The organism is uncultured Martelella sp., from assembly GCF_963677965.2.
GTDB classification, from domain to species: domain Bacteria; phylum Pseudomonadota; class Alphaproteobacteria; order Rhizobiales; family Rhizobiaceae; genus Martelella; species Martelella mangrovi.
The window spans coordinates 2,577,570-2,593,913 of sequence record NZ_CAXXFM010000001.1 but is presented as its reverse complement, the minus strand read 5'-3'; the positions used below and the strand labels follow the sequence as shown (position 1 = coordinate 2,593,913).

11 protein-coding genes and 1 other annotated feature are annotated in these 16,344 nt (G+C 60.4%); of the genes, 5 read left to right on the top strand and 6 right to left on the bottom strand.

All coding sequences use genetic code 11. The features are described from left to right. Window positions 1–24 precede the first annotated feature (24 nt). Window positions 25–80: a sequence feature (sul1 is cis-regulatory element that is thought to sense ions involved in sulfur or methionine metabolism; They are found in Alphaproteobacteria), on the top strand. 73 nt (window positions 81–153) lie between these two features. Then, a complete protein-coding gene (locus ACHZCU_RS12110) occupies window positions 154–1,656 on the top strand; it encodes a SulP family inorganic anion transporter (protein ID WP_319518972.1) in 1,503 nt (500 codons plus the stop codon). An 11-nt stretch (window positions 1,657–1,667) separates the two neighbouring features. Continuing rightward, window positions 1,668–2,522 (top strand): universal stress protein, encoded by an 855-nt coding sequence (locus ACHZCU_RS12105; RefSeq protein WP_319518971.1) that lies wholly within the window; start codon window positions 1,668–1,670, stop codon window positions 2,520–2,522. A 110-nt stretch (window positions 2,523–2,632) separates the two neighbouring features. On the opposite strand, the gene ACHZCU_RS12100 is transcribed toward ACHZCU_RS12105, so the two are convergent. The 3 genes from ACHZCU_RS12100 to ACHZCU_RS12090 form a co-directional block, all read right to left on the bottom strand. Further along, window positions 2,633–2,842, bottom strand: a complete 210-nt coding sequence (locus ACHZCU_RS12100) for a cold-shock protein (protein WP_106306600.1) — start codon at window positions 2,840–2,842, stop codon at window positions 2,633–2,635. 387 nt (window positions 2,843–3,229) lie between these two features. Beyond that, on the bottom strand, window positions 3,230–3,373 hold the full coding sequence (locus tag ACHZCU_RS12095) for a DUF1127 domain-containing protein (protein WP_319518970.1): 144 nt from the start codon (window positions 3,371–3,373) through the stop codon (window positions 3,230–3,232). Window positions 3,374–3,754: 381 nt separating this feature from the next. Beyond that, window positions 3,755–3,898, bottom strand: coding sequence for a DUF1127 domain-containing protein (locus ACHZCU_RS12090; RefSeq protein ID WP_106306594.1), 144 nt, complete (start codon window positions 3,896–3,898; stop codon window positions 3,755–3,757). A gap of 637 nt (window positions 3,899–4,535) precedes the next feature. On the opposite strand from ACHZCU_RS12090, the gene ACHZCU_RS12085 reads away from it, so the two are divergent. After that, a complete protein-coding gene (locus ACHZCU_RS12085) occupies window positions 4,536–5,843 on the top strand; it encodes a diguanylate cyclase (RefSeq protein WP_319518969.1) in 1,308 nt (435 codons plus the stop codon). A 23-nt stretch (window positions 5,844–5,866) separates the two neighbouring features. After that, window positions 5,867–6,790, top strand: a complete 924-nt coding sequence (locus tag ACHZCU_RS12080; protein WP_319518968.1) for an ROK family protein — start codon at window positions 5,867–5,869, stop codon at window positions 6,788–6,790. 235 nt (window positions 6,791–7,025) lie between these two features. Here ACHZCU_RS12080 and ACHZCU_RS12075 read toward each other — a convergent pair whose 3' ends face one another. The 3 genes from ACHZCU_RS12075 to bcsN all read right to left on the bottom strand — a co-directional run bounded on the left by ACHZCU_RS12075 (window position 7,026) and on the right by bcsN (window position 12,975). Next, on the bottom strand, window positions 7,026–9,362 hold the full coding sequence (locus ACHZCU_RS12075; RefSeq protein ID WP_319518967.1) for a cellulose biosynthesis cyclic di-GMP-binding regulatory protein BcsB: 2,337 nt from the start codon (window positions 9,360–9,362) through the stop codon (window positions 7,026–7,028). Further along, window positions 9,362–11,551 (bottom strand): UDP-forming cellulose synthase catalytic subunit, encoded by a 2,190-nt coding sequence (gene bcsA, locus ACHZCU_RS12070; RefSeq protein ID WP_319518966.1) that lies wholly within the window; start codon window positions 11,549–11,551, stop codon window positions 9,362–9,364. Before bcsA ends, ACHZCU_RS12075 begins: the two co-directional genes overlap by 1 nt. Before the next feature lie 338 nt (window positions 11,552–11,889). Next, window positions 11,890–12,975: a cellulose biosynthesis protein BcsN gene (bcsN, locus tag ACHZCU_RS12065; protein ID WP_319518965.1), complete on the bottom strand. Its 1,086-nt coding sequence runs from the start codon at window positions 12,973–12,975 to the stop codon at window positions 11,890–11,892. A gap of 489 nt (window positions 12,976–13,464) precedes the next feature. Between bcsN and ACHZCU_RS12060 the strand changes: the two genes are divergently transcribed. Continuing rightward, on the top strand, window positions 13,465–16,341 hold the full coding sequence (locus ACHZCU_RS12060; RefSeq protein WP_319518964.1) for a hypothetical protein: 2,877 nt from the start codon (window positions 13,465–13,467) through the stop codon (window positions 16,339–16,341). Window positions 16,342–16,344: the final 3 nt, after the last annotated feature.

The following is a 16,344-nucleotide window of genomic DNA, read 5'->3' as shown; positions in this document are numbered from 1 at the left end:
CCGTATTGACTGTCGTCAATGAACCCCGGACCCGGTGAAAACCCGGGTGGCTCTTCCGGCCGCCGATCCGCCGGACAACCATTGAAACTGTTTTCATGACGTTCCGGCCCGCATTCCGCCTGCCGGCCGCAAACAGACTTTCAGGGACCATTGATGAACACCAGACATTTCTCACTCGCCCAATACCGGCAGGAGTGGTTCGGCAATGTGCGCGCCGACACGCTTTCCGGCCTTGTGGTTGCCATGGCGCTCATTCCCGAAGCCATCGCCTTTTCGATCATCGCCGGCGTCGACCCCAAGGTCGGCCTGTTCGCCTCCTTCTCGATTGCCGTGATCATTTCCTTTGTCGGCGGCCGTCCCGGCATGATTTCCGCTGCAACGGCGGCAACCGCCGTGCTGATGACCCCGCTGGTCGCCGGCCACGGGCTGGAATACCTGCTGGCCGCCACCGTGCTTGCCGGCATCATTCAGGTGATCTTCGGGCTTTTGAAACTCGGCGCGCTGATGCGTTTCGTTTCGCGTTCGGTGATGACCGGCTTTGTCAATGCGCTGGCGATCCTGATCTTCATGGCGCAATTGCCGGAGCTGACGGATGTAACCTGGATGACCTATGTGCTGGTCGCAGGCGCGCTGGCGATCATCTATCTGCTGCCGCGCGTCACCAGTGTGGTCCCCTCCCCGCTGGTCGCCATCATCGTCATCACCGCTTTGACGATGATCTTCCATTTCGACGTCCGCAATGTCGGCGACATGGGCGAACTGCCGGACGCCTTCCCGGTGTTCCACCTGCCGATGGTGCCGCTGACGCTTGAGACGCTCGTGATCATCCTGCCCTATTCGCTGGCCGTCGCCGTCGTCGGCCTGCTGGAAAGCCTGATGACTGCCCAGTTGATCGACGACCTCACCGACACCCGCTCCAACCGCAACCAGGAATGCGCCGGACAGGGCATCGCCAACTTCTTCACCGGCTTTATCGGCGGCATGGCCGGCTGCGCCATGATCGGCCAGTCGATGATCAACGTGAAATCGGGCGGCCGCGGCAGGCTTTCGACCTTTATTGCCGGCTTCGTCCTGCTCATTCTTGTGGTCGTGCTCGACCGCTGGGTTCGCCAGATCCCGATGCCCGCGCTTGTTGCGGTGATGATCATGGTCTCGATCGGGACATTCTCATGGTCTTCGATCAAGAATCTGAAGGATCATCCGCGTTCCTCTTCCGCGGTCATGCTGTCGGTGGTCGCCGTCGTGGTCGCCACCCACAATCTGGCGATCGGCGTTCTCGTCGGCGTGCTGCTGTCGGGCATCTTCTTCGCCTGGAAAATCGCCCAGCTCTTCGGCGTACGCTCGGAACTTTCCAAAGACGGCACCGCGCGGACCTATTATGTCGAAGGCCAGCTATTCTTTGCCTCGGTGGAGGATTTCAACGCCGCCTTCGATTTCCGTGAAGCGCTTGAAAAGGTCGTTATCGACGTCTCCCATGCCCACATTTGGGATATATCAAGTGTCGGAGCGCTGGATATGGTAGTCATGAAGTTCAGACGCGAGGGCGCCGACGTCGATATCGTCGGCCTCAATGAGGCAAGCGCGACCATCGTCGACCGGCTTGCCGTCCACGACAAGCCCGACGCGCTCGAAGAATTCATGAAAGAGGGGCACTAGGGAGAGAGATCATGGATAAACTGACTGCCTTTATCGACAGCTCGAACTACGCCGAAAGCGTGTGCGACCATGCCGCCTGGATTGCCGGGCAGCTTGGCCTCTCCGTCGAACTGGTTCATGTGCTGGAGCGCAAGCAGGGCCATCACGCGCCGACCGATCTTTCCGGATCCATCGGCCTTGGCGCCCGCACCGCGCTTCTGGAGGAATTGGCCGAGCTTGACGCACAGAACGCCAAACTGGCGCAAAAGCGCGGCCGGCTCCTGCTCGAAGGCGCGCTGGAGCGGCTTGCCGCCGAAGGTGTGACCGACGTCAATATCCGGTTGCGCAATGGCGATTTCGTCGAAGCGATCGAAGATGTTGGCGCGGATTCCCGCGTGATCGTCATCGGCAAGCGCGGCGAAGGAGCCGATATCGCCACCGGCCATCTCGGTTCCAACCTGGAACGCGCCGTGCGCTCGGCCAAACAGCCGGTCTTCGTGGCCGCCCGCGCATTCAAGCCGATCCACAAGGTGCTGATCGCCTATGACGGCGGTCCGAGCGCCGAAAAGGCCGTGGAGCGCGTTGCGACAAGCAGCATTCTGCAGGAGACGGAGGCAACGCTTCTGACTGTCTGCAAGGATGGCGATCCTCTCGCCGGAAAGGCGGAAGCGGCATTGAAGCGCCTGCAGGATGCCGGCGTAACGGCAAAGCTTCTGACCCGTCAGGGCCATGCCGAAAAGGTCATCGAGGATACGGCAGTCGAAACCGGCGCCGACCTTCTGGTGATGGGCGCCTACGGCCATTCGCGCATCCGCACCCTCGTTATCGGTTCGACGACAACGGCTGTGTTGCGCGCCTGCAAAATTCCGGTCTTTCTGGTGCGTTGAAAACGACTGCAGCCGAAACCGGCATATCAGGCATAAAAAACCCTCCGGAACAGGCGTTCCGGAGGGTCTTGTTTTTCACCCGGCCGTGATGGCCGGTCCGCGCCCGGAAATCAGGCGGCGCTGAGGTTTTCAGCGGCGCTCTTGCCCGTGCGGCGATCGGCGACAACTTCGAAGTTGACCTTCTGGCCTTCGGCCAGCGTGGTCATGCCGGAGCGCTCAACAGCGGAGATATGGACGAAAACGTCCTTGCTGCCGTCTTCCGGTTCGATGAAGCCATAGCCCTTGGTGGTGTTGAAAAATTTAACGGTACCGACGCTCATAACGATTTCCTTTCAAATCGTGCGTTCCAAATTCACATGATATACACCATGCAGTGTCGTTCGATTTTGATAGGAAGACCGTTTCCAGCGCTTTCACGCAGACGTAACTTAGCAAACAAATTCGATAGTGCATTTGTTACGCGACAATCATGACCGGAGCAAGACGCTAATTTTTTATTTTTCGGTACGGTTATACATGGCGCAAACGCCGGGCAACGTCGGTTTTCAGGCAAAAAAACACCCTCTGCCCGGGAGGATGGACAGAGGGCGATGGGGATTTTCTGTCACCGGAGCGCGGCGTTTTTCGCCAGTCCGCCCCGGACTTTCCGTCGGTATCATCAACGCGGCATCATGAACGGAAGCCGCGGCCCCGAACGGAACCGGGTCTTACTTTACAGCCTTGCGGGCAACCCGGCGGATGTCTTCGCGATTGATGCCGAGGTCGGCCAGTTCGCGGTTGTTCATGCGGTTCAGTTCGTTGACCGTCTGACGGTACTTCATCCAGTTGTTGAAGCTATGTGTCATGCTCATATCGTTTCTCCCTTCACCTGAAGGTCTCGGCGTCGCATCCGTGCGACGCATCCTTGCTTCTGACAATGAGGAATATAGATCCTGTCCCGGGCGTGAGGCAGAGGGTTTGCGTCAACAGTCCTATGCATTTTCTGCAATGCTCGGCGTTGTCGCGCGCCCAAACTGATCAGAAAACGTGCAATTCGGCATTCCGAGCGGTTCTGCTCCGCCTCGTCTGCAAAAACACAAAAAAATAGCGCTCACCGGGGGAGGAGGAATCCGGTGAGCGCCATTTGATGTGGTCAGTGACTGGGAGGAGGAGGAGTATCACCGACCTATCGAAGGGTATTTGGGAGGAGGAGGAGAATACCCTTCGAATTCTGTAAATTCGTTATGCGTCGCTTAGAACGAAGCCCGGCGTGCGATCCGGCGAATGTCTTCGCGGTTGATGCCGAGGTCGGACAGTTCGCGGCTGGACATACGATCCAGCTCGCTGACGGTGCGGCGGTATTTCATCCAGTTGCTGAGGCTGCGTGTGACGTTCATCTTCTTGTCTCTTCAATCAGGCGTCTCGCTTGAGGGACGCTCATCAATTGCTGTTGAACCCGATATAATCGTTTTGATTTGGATGAGACAGACCCTTTTCAGCAAGGCCCCTATGCAAAAAACGCAGACCTCCCCAAACCGCCGCTGAAGGATACGGATCAGACCGCCCTCACCCCCGAACGCAAGCGATCGCTATGCGCGCGCCAACGGCCAGCGGGTCGCTGTTTTCGGCCGCCTGATCTGCCGGGGCAGTATTTCCGTTATAGGCTGAAAGAGTGGGTGGCACCGGATATCGGGGCGGATATTGCAGGTTGATGTACTTGCGGCGATACAACATCTCGTTCGAGAGCCGAAAACAACTTACGGATAGTTGAACCTTTCCGTGCATAAGGGTTTTAGTGCATTCGAACCGTTCACCCCGATCCTGGTTCAATTGGCAGATTTCATTGCTTTCCGGCACAGCCTCTCGCCCGCGGAATTCATGGCTTTGGCGGGCCACCGGCATAAGACCCGGCAGGAAAGGAATGAAAGGCTGACGCGGTCTGACGACCTTAACACATGAGCAGCATGCACATCCTGTTCATCCCCGGGCAGCAGTCCCGGCACCGATAATATCTATGGACTGGAGACGACCCGAATGGATGACGACATCAAGGCCGGTAACATCAGGCGATGGCTGCAAAGCCTTTCCTTGCGGGCCTGGCTTGTGTTCGGTTTTGCTCTTGCGCTGCTACCCGTCGTCCTGCTGTCGACCGTCTGGTACACCCAGTACCGCCAGCAGGTTGCCGAGCCGTTCCGCAATGTCCTACACACCCAGCACCGCGTGCTGGTTTCGCTGGAGCGGATCCAGAGCAATCTCTGGGATATCGCCGCCTCGGTGAATGACTACGCCAACAGTGGCGAAGAACACTATCGCAGCACATTCGAGGCTGCCGAGCGAGAAGTCGCCACCCACCTGCGCGATCTGGAACAGATCACTGGCGAACATCCCGCCTTCATCCCGATCCTTGAAGGCGTGGAGCAGCAATGGTCCGCGCTTCTCCGTGCTGCCTCTGCCGTCGAGCCTCAGGAGGGAACGGTCGATCCGACCCTGATCCGTTTTGAAAGCGCTATCGCGGAAACCGGCAAACGCATCGAGGATATTGCCGAGACGATGCGTATCCTCAACGAGCAGAGCCATGCCCGCGCGCTTGAAGTCATGAAAAGTCTCGAGCTCTTTGCCGGACTGGCCGGATTGTTCGCCTTCCTGTTTGCCGCAGCCGGCATCTACATCATCGATCAGGCCCTGATCCGCAGCACGGACAAGCTTGTCGAAGGCGCCATGCGGGTTGCCAACGGGGAACGCGACCGGGAGATCGATGTGCGGGTCCCGCCGGAACTGGCCTCCGTCGCCCAGGCCTTCAACGCGATGATGAAGCAGATCATCGAGCAGGAAGACAAGCTTTCCGCAGCCGCCCGCGCCGACGGGCTGACCGGCCTCGACAATCGCCGCGAATTCGACCGGGTCCTCGACACAAGAATACAAACCGCGCGCGAGACAAACCAGCCCTTTGCCCTGCTGATCATCGATGTCGATCACTTCAAGGTCTTCAACGACACCTATGGCCACCTTGCCGGTGACGACGTTTTGCGCCAGGTAGCCCAGGTCATTTCGGAAAACGCCCGCGACGGAGATCGTGCCTACCGCTATGGCGGTGAGGAATTCGTGATGATCATGCCGGGACTGAGAGCCTATGAGGCGGCGGCAATCGCCGAGCGGGTCCGCAAGGCGATATCCGAACACACCATGGTCCTGCCGGATGGCAGCGAAAGCCAGTTGACCGTCAGCATCGGTGTATCGGTGTTCAACCCGCAGGCCAGCCAGCCCGACATCGTTGATCTGGCCGACAAGGCGCTCTACACAGCAAAGACGGAAGGGCGCAATCGGGTAAAAATCACCGCGTGAGGCCTTTTTCAAGGGAGCATGCGATGACGCGTTCAATCCTGTGTTTCGATATCGGCGGCACATCGATCCGTGCGGCTCTGGCCGCCGACGGACAGATGCCGGGCGCTGCGACCCGCTTCGACACGCCGGCACGGGACCACGCCGCGTTTCTGGACCGGCTTGCGAGCCTTGCAGCGGCCCTGCCGCAACGGCCGGATGCCATCGCCATCTCGCTTGCCGGGGTTGTCGACCCAAAAACCGGAAAACTGATCGTGGCCAATATACCGGCAATCCACGGCACCGACCTGAAAACCGATCTGCACCGTCAAACCGGCATTCCCGTTCACATTGCCAATGATGCCGACTGTTTCGCCCTTGCCGAAGCCGTGTTCGGCGCCGGCAAGGGACATGATATCGTTTTCGGCGTCATTTTCGGAACCGGTGTCGGCGGAGGCCTCGTTTCCGGCAGGCGGTTGATCAACACCGCTGGCGGCTTTGCGGGCGAATGGGGCCATGGCCCGGTCGTCCCGCTCATGGCCGGTGATACGCCGATACCGCATTTTGCCTGCGGATGCGGCCTTTCGGGTTGCCTCGATACCGTCGCCGGAGCGCCGGGCCTTGAGCGCCTCCACACCCATCTTCATGGAAAGAACGATACGGCAAGAGCCATATTGTCCGGCTGGCAGGCGGGCGAAACCGGACCGGCGCGCACGGTGGAGGTGTTTCTGCAGCTCGTCGCCGGACCTTTGGCCATGGCGGTCAACCTCACCGGCGCGACCATCGTTCCCGCCGGCGGCGGACTTGCCCGCAACCACGCGCTCGTGGCGGCAATCGACGAGGCGGTGCGCCCGCTGACCCTGTCGAAACCCGCCCATCCGCTGATCGTGCCCGCGGCCAGCGGCGAAGAGCCCGGCCTTGCCGGCGCGGCAGTGATCGGGTTTCAGGCGTTTTTACCCAAGGACCGGTGAAACCGATCCCTAGACTGCTGAGAAACCCTGTAAGTAATCACAGCTTCGCCTACACCCCCGCCGTCATTCCGGCCTTGAGCCGGAATCTAGTAAGGGCCAAGTCCTTGCGCGCAAAGACTCTTTCTGGAAGCGCACAACAAGCGGCCCTGGATACCGGCTCAAGGCCGGTATGACGAAAGAACGCGGGACGAGCTTTGTCAGCAGTCTGGGGGACCGGTGAAACCGATCCCTGATATTACTCGTCGTAACGGCCGAAACGGGTCAGCATCTGCTTGGTGGCAATCCCGAGCAGGACGGTTCCGATCACCAGTGCCAGCGAAAACGACATGGTGTTGGTCGAGAACCAGTTGGTCAGCACCAGCCGGATATTGCTGATCGAAAACGGCGTATCGAAGATGAACACGGTCGATCCGATGCCGACATTGTCGATCACGCCGGTATTGCGGTTATAGGTGGTGATCCGGCCCTGCACGGCGTCCCAGTGCTGGCGTTTGGTCAGCGCCATCATGCCATTGGAGAGATTTTCGTGGGTCGGGGCGGAGATCACGGTCCAGGCGCCGTCATCGTCCGGGCTCGGCTCCTGGGCGATGATCATTGAGATCGAGTTCGGCGGCAGATAATCGTCATCCGGTCGCGGCAGGAAGCGCAGCGTCTCGAAGGAGAGATCGTAATTGCGCTTCAGGTATTTTTCGACCTCGAAGATCCAGTTGTACCACCCCGCGGTGACCGCCTCGTCCCACTCCTCGATCGTGGTTTCCGGCCCCTCCGAATAATTGGCCTCGCCGCCGACCTGCTGGGTCCACACGCTGCGGCTGGTCTGGGAAATCTTGGCTTCCCGCAATGCCTGGGCGGGCACCGTGCCGATACTGCCGAGGAAAATCGCATCGCCGTCACCGACATCCTCGACCGCGTGCACCACGTCGATGGGAATCTGGCGGCGTGCGGCATTGGCCAGTTTCGCCACGAAATCCGAAGCCGCGCTCATCGTGTCGCCGTTGAGGCTGTCCATGTAGAGGGGAATACGCTCCTCATGGCGCGAATAGGGAAACGCCGTGCCGCTGGTTGCCCACAGATTGGGAACCTGCGCCACCCGCCCGAAATTGGGCATTTCGAATTCACTCGTATCAAACACGGCAAAGCGCGGGGTGTCGTCGGCTGTCGCTCCCGGCAGACAGGCAGCATCTTCCTTGGTCAAAAGTGCCGCTTCGAGAACGATCTTGTTCACGCCCGGCTTCAGGTGGCGCATGGTAAAGCGCACCGGCGTGCGCCGAAGCACGGCGCCATTGACGGTGCTGATCGGCCATGTTGCCGCCAGTTGATCGTTGACGAAGACATGTAGCCGGCTGCCGGGCAGCACGATCGGCCCATAGGCGGCATCGAGCAAAAGCCGGGCTTCGCCATAGGCATCGGCATAAAAGTCGGCCGGCAGGCCGATGGCAAATTCTGCACGGAAGACGCGGCCGGAAAACTCCTGCGAGGGAATACCGAGCTGTTCGAAGGTCAGCGTGCGATGGCCGGTCAGAAGCTGCGTATCCTGCTTGCGCCAGGAATGGGTCGAATAGGCTTCCTCTTTCTGGGCGGCACTGCGGGCGGCCGGCGTGGTGATGCCGTCGATCAGCGGACCGATCCGCTGCCAGGACGGGGCCATCAGAACGAGCACGCTCTGGCCAAGCGCGTTGGTGGAGACGAAACGGGCCGACTGGGTGGTGCCGATATCAGGCAGCGCGTCGCCCAGAAGCGGCTGCAGCTCCGCAGGCGTGCCGACATAGACCGGCAGAACGCCCGAGGCGAACCGCGCCGGTTCGGATTTCGAATAGGTAAAGAAGGTGTTCGGCATGTCCGCCAGAAGCGCAAGCCCCTGTGCCAGTTCCAGCATCGGATCGGCGGCAATCGTGTCGCTGAGGCCCGGCGCCACGATATGAAACTGGGTGCGGCCGATGGAATCGACCCCGATGGCGCGAATATCATCCGTTGTCGACATCATCCCGGCGTCGGGGTTGTCGAACAGCAGGAATGTCCGCTCCGGATCGATATCCGTCCACAGGTCATAGGTCGAATCGAGATCGCAGTCGGTTCTGTGGCGCTGCTTGATGTTGAAGGAAACGAGATTGTAGCCGGGTTTCAACACGCCATCGGGCACATCGAAACGCATGTCGGACTGTCGCTCCGAGGATGTCAGCGGCGGACGGGCGACCTCGACATTGTTGAAGGAAACCGTCAGCCGCGAAAATTCCGGCGCGACGAAAATCGAATTCTGATAACCGATGTTGAACTTTACGGACGAGCGCGCCTGTTCTTCGGTCAGGTACACCGACCAGGAACGTTCGACGTTTTCGCCTTCGATCCGCATCTGGTCGGCGGGAATGACATAGCGGAAAAACGGAACGCCCTCACCGGTGGCCGAAGCCGCCTGGGAGGCCGGCGATGCCGACGGCTGAGGCTGTGCCGGATCAACCGCCTGCGGCGGCGGACCGGACCCATCGGAGCCCATATCAAACGGCGCCGCCGTCTGTGCGGCTGCCAGCTGCGGGCCTGCAATGAAGACAACAAGAAAAAGCAGGATCCGTTTCATCAGCTCTTGCCCCTCGCCTTGACCGGTGCGCCGCCGGTATTCGGCTGATATTTCCCGATGAAATAGCTCATGCCGCGCCCCATCTGCCGCAGCGACATCTTGATGAACCAGAAGGTGCCGCCGAGCGTTCCGGGATCGTTCTTGCGTGACTGCAAGAGCTGCTGCCAGCGGTCCGAATTGGCGAACATGAGATCGGACACCACGGAATAATGCAGGCTGCTGACCGGCGCATAACGACAGCCGACCATCGCCAGTTCGCCCAGTGAACGCGCATGACGGATCATCACCGGCACTTCGCCGGGATCACCGCCTCTGTGCGGTTCGACACGCAGCAACGCATGGGTGCCGGGGCGCAGCCTGTCGAGATCGCGCACCTGCACCTGAAGCCCTGCACCATCGGTCGAGACATCCTCGATGGTTCCGCGATAGACACTGTCGCCGATCACCAATTCGCAGCGCCGGGACATTTTCACCCGCCGCGCTTTCTGCCGTTCGCCGACCTCCGACACCACGCCGAGCGCGGCCGCCGTCAGGAACAGGTTGAGGAAGTTCCAGCCGCCCACGACCCAGGTCACCCCTGCCAGATAAGGTTCGGCATAAAGCCTGTAGACCATCATCACCATGGCGGCGACGAAGATGAAGAAGATGATGAAGAACGGTCGGCTGATTTCCGAAAGACGGCTGTGCTCGATCGATTCATCCTTCGCCGTCACCTTGAAGGACGGTTTCTTGGGATTGATGATCGCGGAAACGACGGCGGGCATCAGATGCACCGTCTGGATATATTCATAGAGTTCGGATATCCACGGCCACCGGAACTGACCGAAAAGATAGTTCTGAATCAGCATGTTCACGATCAGATAGGACAGCGTATAGGCCAGAAACTCGCCGCCGGACGCATCGAAGATCTGCAGGCCGAAAAACAGATAGCACAGCGGCGCGATCAGGAAGGATGCGCGCGCAAACGGAAACAGCCAGAACAGGTTGGACGACATGTAGCACAGGCGCTGCGGTATGGTCAGGCCGCGCAGCAGGATCGGAAACTTGAAGCGCAGGATCTGCATCATCCCCTGGGCCCAGCGGCTGCGCTGGCCGATGAAACTCGAGAAGGTCGCAGGCTGCAAACCGGCAATCAGCGGCCGGTCGATATAAACGCTGTTCCAGCCGTTGGAATGCAGCTCCACGGCCGTTTCGCAGTCTTCCGTGATCGACACGCCGGAAAAGCCGTTCACGGAGGCAAGCGCCTCGCGCCGCAACACCGCGGCCGATCCGCAGAAGAAGGATGCGTTCCACTTGTCGAGGCCGCGCTGGATAATGCCGTAGAACATTTCGTTCTCGCTCGGCATCAGTTCATAAGTCCGCAGATTGCGTTCGAGCGGGTCCGGATTGATGAAAAAGTGCGGCGTCTGGGCAAGGAAGAGCTTGGGGTCCTCCTGAAAATATCCAACGGTTTCCTGGAGAAAGTCGTTGGTCGGCGCATGGTCGGCATCGAACACGGCGATCAGGTCGCCCGTGGTATATTGCAGCGCATGGTTCATGTTGCCGGCCTTGGCATGCTCGTTGCGCGGCCGGGTCAGGTAGCCGACGCCGAGTTCGGCACAGAGCTGCCTCAGCTCACGATGGCGCGTCTGGGCAAGGCTGGCTTCCACAAGGTTCTTGGAATTGCGCTTCTGTTCCGATCCCCCGTCATCCAGCAGGTAGACTTTCAGCTTTTCGGGCGGGTAATCCATTGCCTTGGCAGCGGCCAAGGTATTGGACAACAGCGTGGCGTCCTCGTTGTAGGACGGGACATAGACGTCCACATAGGGAAGATCGCCTTCAAGCTTGCCCCAGCGCGGACGCACGGGAAGCGGAAAGGAGACCACGAACAGGCTGAGCGCCAGCATGCCGACCGAAAACATCTCCGCACAATAAAGCATAAGGCCGGGAATGAAGTTCTGAAGCTCGGTGATCGGCGGAAGCGTGCTCGTGGTGCGCCAGAAGACATAGCGCAGCACAATGGACGTGCCGAAAGCAAGCGCAATCAAACGCCAGTTTCCCTCAGCATGCATCTGCTTGAGCACCATCATCACCGCAACGGCAACCGCACTCACAACAATCTGCGTGCGCAGGTCGATCGGCAAGGTGACCAGACCCAGCACAAAAATCGACGTAATGATCCAGGCAATGACGATTGCGGCCCTACGCATCAGGTGAAACCCTTTCTGAAGGCTGGCATGATAGTTTTTCTAACCTATACGGAAGAAAACTAAGAATTGTTTTCCGCCAAGTCATTTTTCCGAAAAAAGTCCGGGCATGGCCAAACCTGCCGGGACACATGGCCATGCGCTTGCCGTTCCAGGCGCCGGCTCTGCTACTGAGAGAATGCTGTCCGCTCAAGCTTCGCATTCCACCTTCAGTCTGACCGCCGCCGTTTTATTCTCGTCCGCTAATATGCACGGAAGCGTAGCGTGCTCCAACCCGCAAATGATGGCAAACGCCATGGCGGACGGGCGGCCGGATATCGCCGCCGGCAGCGTGAGCAAAACTATTCGCAGGTGACGGTGGTCGACCCGGGCAACAGGCGGCAGGGCGGTGCGGGGATAGAGCGCGCAGCCGGCGCGGGCGCCGTTGCCGAAGAGACGGAAGACGATGCGCTGCCGGTTCTGGCCGGTACGGGTATGCTGGTGCCCGACGGCGCTGCTGGCGATGACGGGCTGGCGGCCGGTCGTGCGGCCGGTGCCTGCTGACGCCCCGGCGTCGGGATCGATGATGCCCCACCGGCCGTCGCGGCACCGGCAGGTGTCATGGCGCCGGGAGCCGGCGGAATATTGGTATAGCCGCCGGATGGCAGGCTGCCGGCCGGAAGACGCACGACATCGACGCTGATCTCATCGGCACCGGCAGTCGACGTGCTGGTGCGGGTCGTTCTGGTGCGTGTTGCCGGCGCCGGGCGGGCCGTTGAACCCGACAGGACCTTTTCGGTATTGCTGACACGTTCCGGCCGGTCGTCATGGGCGCTGCGCGGATGAAGCGGCGCGCCGGACTGGCCAAGCAGCGGCGGCGGCGATGGCTGCTCGCCGTAGGGGTTCCAGCCATAAGCCTCGACAGCTGCATTGATGGTATAGCCGTACATGATGCCGAGCAGATCGTCTTCGCTGGCCCCGCTTTCGCAGAAACGGACCCGGATCTGGATCGTGCCGGCCTGGCCAAAGGCCGCGCGGCTGTCCCGGCCCGGCCTGATCTGCTGCCAGCCATAAAGGCAAAGATCGTCGCCGCGCCCGTTACCGAAGGCATAGCCAAACGGTCCGTAATTGTTCTGCACATAATAGGGCGACTGAACCATCCTGACGCCGGGCAGTTCCTCGCGCATCTCCTCTTCGACCCGCAGATCGGTAACCGAATGATAGCTGAGCGACTGTCCGTTCATCGGAGAATAGTTGCGCGTGCCGAAGAAGATCGCGTTGATATAGTTCTGCCCCGGCGTGCGGGCATCGGTGCGCAGCAGGATCCGCTGGTCGATGGCGTTGGAATACTGTGTTTCCAGCACGGAGATCATCGCAGGTCCGCCCGGCGGCGGCATCACCACGGCCTCTTCCGGCATGAGATTGCGCACATTCGATGTATAGGGCATGAGATTGCCGGCACAGCCCGCAAGCAAGCCTACCCCAACAAGGGCCAGAGCCTTACGGCTCCCGGTCCTGATCTGATAGGCAATTGCGTTCAACATGATTGCGGCACACCTCGGCTTGGCTGCGACTGGCACTTCCGGCCATGGTCAGCCAGGATTAGTCTCCATATTTTTCAGATTTTGGTAAACAAACAATAAACAGTCCGGCCGGGTTGCGATGACCGCCGGCCCAGCGAAACCGCGATTTTTCGCCGGAAAGGGCTGTACTGCATGGATTTTTAACATTTCTTAACGACAATATGGGTTTGTAGTGCCCAAAGCGGTGCTCTGCGGAGGGAGGATCATATCGTATACGTTCCGACCAAAAGACGTCTCCGGGACGCCACATGCGGTCCTGGCAGGACGCACGGGGCGGGGTCGTGAGAAGGTGAATTCGCGGGATTGCGTGGTTTTGGAATTGGCGGCTGTGCGCCTGGCCGGAGTAAGGATGTTATGAAGCTGACTTATATTGCACTGACCGCCGGCGCGATCGCCATGATCGGTGCAATCGGCATGAGTCAATCCGGCCGGAAACTCCCTGTCTCCACGGCATCGGCGCAGCCTTCGGATGAGTTCCAGAGGGCTTACGAACAGATCGTTGACAATGACACACCGGCCACGCCCGCAGTCGAACAGCCGCGCTTTTCCACCATCAGCGAGGCCCGGGCACAGGAACCGAGCGAAAACCTGAGAAACCTGCCGGAAAACGCAACCGCACCGCAGCAGCCTGTCACGCAGATCACCCGCGGTCAGTCGGAAACCGCCCCTTCCCAACAGCCCGCCACGCCGACGGTCGACGAAAGCGCCCTGCGCTATTTTGCCCAGCAGGGCGATCTGCAGCGCCTCCAGGCGGAAATCTCGCGGCTGCGGTCGCTTTATCCCAACTGGACACCGCCGGCCAATCCGCTTGCTGTCGAGGATGGTGAAGACGAACAGCTCAACGCCATGTGGGCGGCCTATGCCAAAGGCGACTATGCAACCGTTCACCAGTTGATCGAGGACCGCCGGGTGGAAGAACCCGACTGGACGCCGCCGGCCGACCTCGTCAACCGCCTTCACATCGCCCAGACCCGCGCCAGATTGCTGAAGGCTTCGGAAGACGGCGATTATGAGGACGTTATCGACTATGCCTCCCAGGCGCCGAGCCTTCTGACCTGTGCGGAAATCAACGTCCTGTGGCAGGTCGGCGAAGCCTTTGCCAAAACCGACCGGCTTTCGCGCGCCATGGATGCCTATACCTACATCCTGAAAAACTGCGACGCCCCGCAGGAACGGCTGGCCACGATGCAGAAGGCCATGGCGTTCATGCCCTATGACGACATGAAAACGCTTCTGAGCTATGAGCGCCAGAACGATGACGGCACGGCGGAGTTTCAGGAAATCCGCGATGCGCTGCTGCGCAACCGGTTTGCCGAGGCCGGTGAAGACGAGACGATCGTCATTTCGCCGGACGATCTGGCGCATATGGAAAGCCTTGCCACTGACGGCGGCGACCCCAAGGATGCGGAGCTTCTGGCGTGGTACTTCCTGGTGCGCAACAGCGATGCAGCCGCCGAAAAATGGTTCCGCGAAGCCCGCAAGGAAGGAGATTCCGCCGAAATTTCGCAGGGGCTCGCCCTGATCCTGATCGAGCAGGACAACGCGGAAGAGGCCGAGGCGGTGATGTACCCCTGGCGCAACAGTTCATCCGAAGCGATGGACACCTATCTCAACGCCGTGGTCAACATGCTCGGCCGTATCCCGCGCAAGGACTACGGACAGGACATTCTCGCACGCATGGCCGATGTCGTGACCGAGGCCCAGAGCATGACCGCCGCGCAACAGTTCGGCTGGTATTCGAACGACTACGGCCAGCCGCTGGCTGCGCTGCAATGGTTCGAGGCCGCGCTTTCGTGGGAACCTTATTACGAGCCGGCGGCCTATGGCGTGACACTGATGCTCAACGACCTGAATTACAGGCCCGGCGTCTACCTGATGCAGAAAGTCTGGGCCCCCTATTCGGAGCGCATCGCCTGGCTCAACGATCCGAATGCGCCGGTTACCACGATCGAAAACGTGATGGCCACGGTGTTCGAGCTGACAAGCCTGAAGCAAACCGGCGGCACCACCCGCACAGTTGCCGTGCCGATTGCCGAAATCGACCTTTCCACCGGCCAGCAGACCCCGCTTGGCGCGGCTGCCGCACCGTCCTCCGGCGCGCCCGGTCAGACCGGAACGGGCGTTGCGCTGACCGCACCGCTTCACGCCCCCGGCACACCGCAGCTTGAAGGCGAACAAGCCGAAAACGCTCCGGCCAATTATGTGCCGGAATATTACCAGTACTACTATGGCAACAGCGCCACCGGTACGCCGCCGGCTGCCGGCGACAGCGAAGTAGCCTCACGCATGCGCGCGCTCGAGCGCCTGACCATTCCGCGCGACATGATCCAGACCGATCCGGTGACCGGCGTGCAGACCGTGACCGTGCTCAATACCGCACTGGAAGCAAACCGGAACCGCTACAATGTTTCGGCGGCACAGGTGCAGGCCGCCTTCTACACGACCGGCCAGCCTTCCGAGCAGACCGAAATCTACCGGTTCGACGAGCAGGCCTATATCAACCGCGACTATCTGCGGCAGTTCGAGATCGCCTATTTCCTGAACCAGGAAAATGCCACCGGCAACAGTGTCACCATTTCGACGCTGCCGGCCGGCACGCCGGTGCCCGCAGGCACACCGGTTTCCACCACCCCGGCGGCCACATCATCCTCTTCGACGACGACGGCAACGCGGCAGCGCAGAACTTCAACGTCCTCTTCATCATCGGGGGGGAGCTGCTGGAACGGACGTTCTTCGGACAACCTGTCGCCAAACGCAGCGCTCCGGCAGGGATGGTGCCTGATGGACCTCGAGCGGCCGATGGAAGCCGCCCGCGCATTCGAGACCGCACTTGGCTCAAGCTCGGCGAAGAACCGCGAAGAAGCCGCCTACGGCCAGAGCCTTGCCTATATGCGCATGGGGCTGACGAGCAAGGCAGCGGTTGCCGCGGCCGAAGAGCCGCTCAGTCAAGAACGCCAGCTCGACATCCAGGTTCAGATCCTGACCAGCCGCGCCATCGCCGCCTATCAGGGCGGCCACTATCAAGACACCCTGCTGCTGCTAAACCAGCGCAGCCAGCTTGCACCCGACGAAACCGGCCTGATGGTCATCCGCGGTTATGCCTATTACAATCTCGGTCGCTATTTCGATGCCCAGAAGGTGTTCGAAGCGCTGGCGGAAATGGGCAACCGCGATGGCATGGAAGGCCTTGCACTCGTCCGCGGCCAGCTCGGCCTGCCGGGCGGAAACTAGGAA

Bases quoted from the DNA above. Each gene is read 5' to 3' on its own strand.
- ACHZCU_RS12110 (WP_319518972.1), top strand. From the start codon at position 154: ATGAACACCAGACATTTCTCACTCGCCCAATACCGGCAGGAGTGGTTC.
- bcsA (WP_319518966.1), bottom strand. From the start codon at position 11,551: ATGCGTAGGGCCGCAATCGTCATTGCCTGGATCATTACGTCGATTTTT.
- ACHZCU_RS12090 (WP_106306594.1), bottom strand. From the start codon at position 3,898: ATGAACGTCACACGCAGCCTCAGCAACTGGATGAAATACCGCCGCACC.
- ACHZCU_RS12080 (WP_319518968.1), top strand. From the start codon at position 5,867: ATGACGCGTTCAATCCTGTGTTTCGATATCGGCGGCACATCGATCCGT.
- ACHZCU_RS12075 (WP_319518967.1), bottom strand. From the start codon at position 9,362: ATGAAACGGATCCTGCTTTTTCTTGTTGTCTTCATTGCAGGCCCGCAG.
- ACHZCU_RS12105 (WP_319518971.1), top strand. From the start codon at position 1,668: ATGGATAAACTGACTGCCTTTATCGACAGCTCGAACTACGCCGAAAGC.
- ACHZCU_RS12095 (WP_319518970.1), bottom strand. From the start codon at position 3,373: ATGAGCATGACACATAGCTTCAACAACTGGATGAAGTACCGTCAGACG.
- ACHZCU_RS12100 (WP_106306600.1), bottom strand. From the start codon at position 2,842: ATGAGCGTCGGTACCGTTAAATTTTTCAACACCACCAAGGGCTATGGC.
- bcsN (WP_319518965.1), bottom strand. From the start codon at position 12,975: ATGCCCTATACATCGAATGTGCGCAATCTCATGCCGGAAGAGGCCGTG.
- ACHZCU_RS12085 (WP_319518969.1), top strand. From the start codon at position 4,536: ATGGATGACGACATCAAGGCCGGTAACATCAGGCGATGGCTGCAAAGC.
- ACHZCU_RS12060 (WP_319518964.1), top strand. From the start codon at position 13,465: ATGAAGCTGACTTATATTGCACTGACCGCCGGCGCGATCGCCATGATC.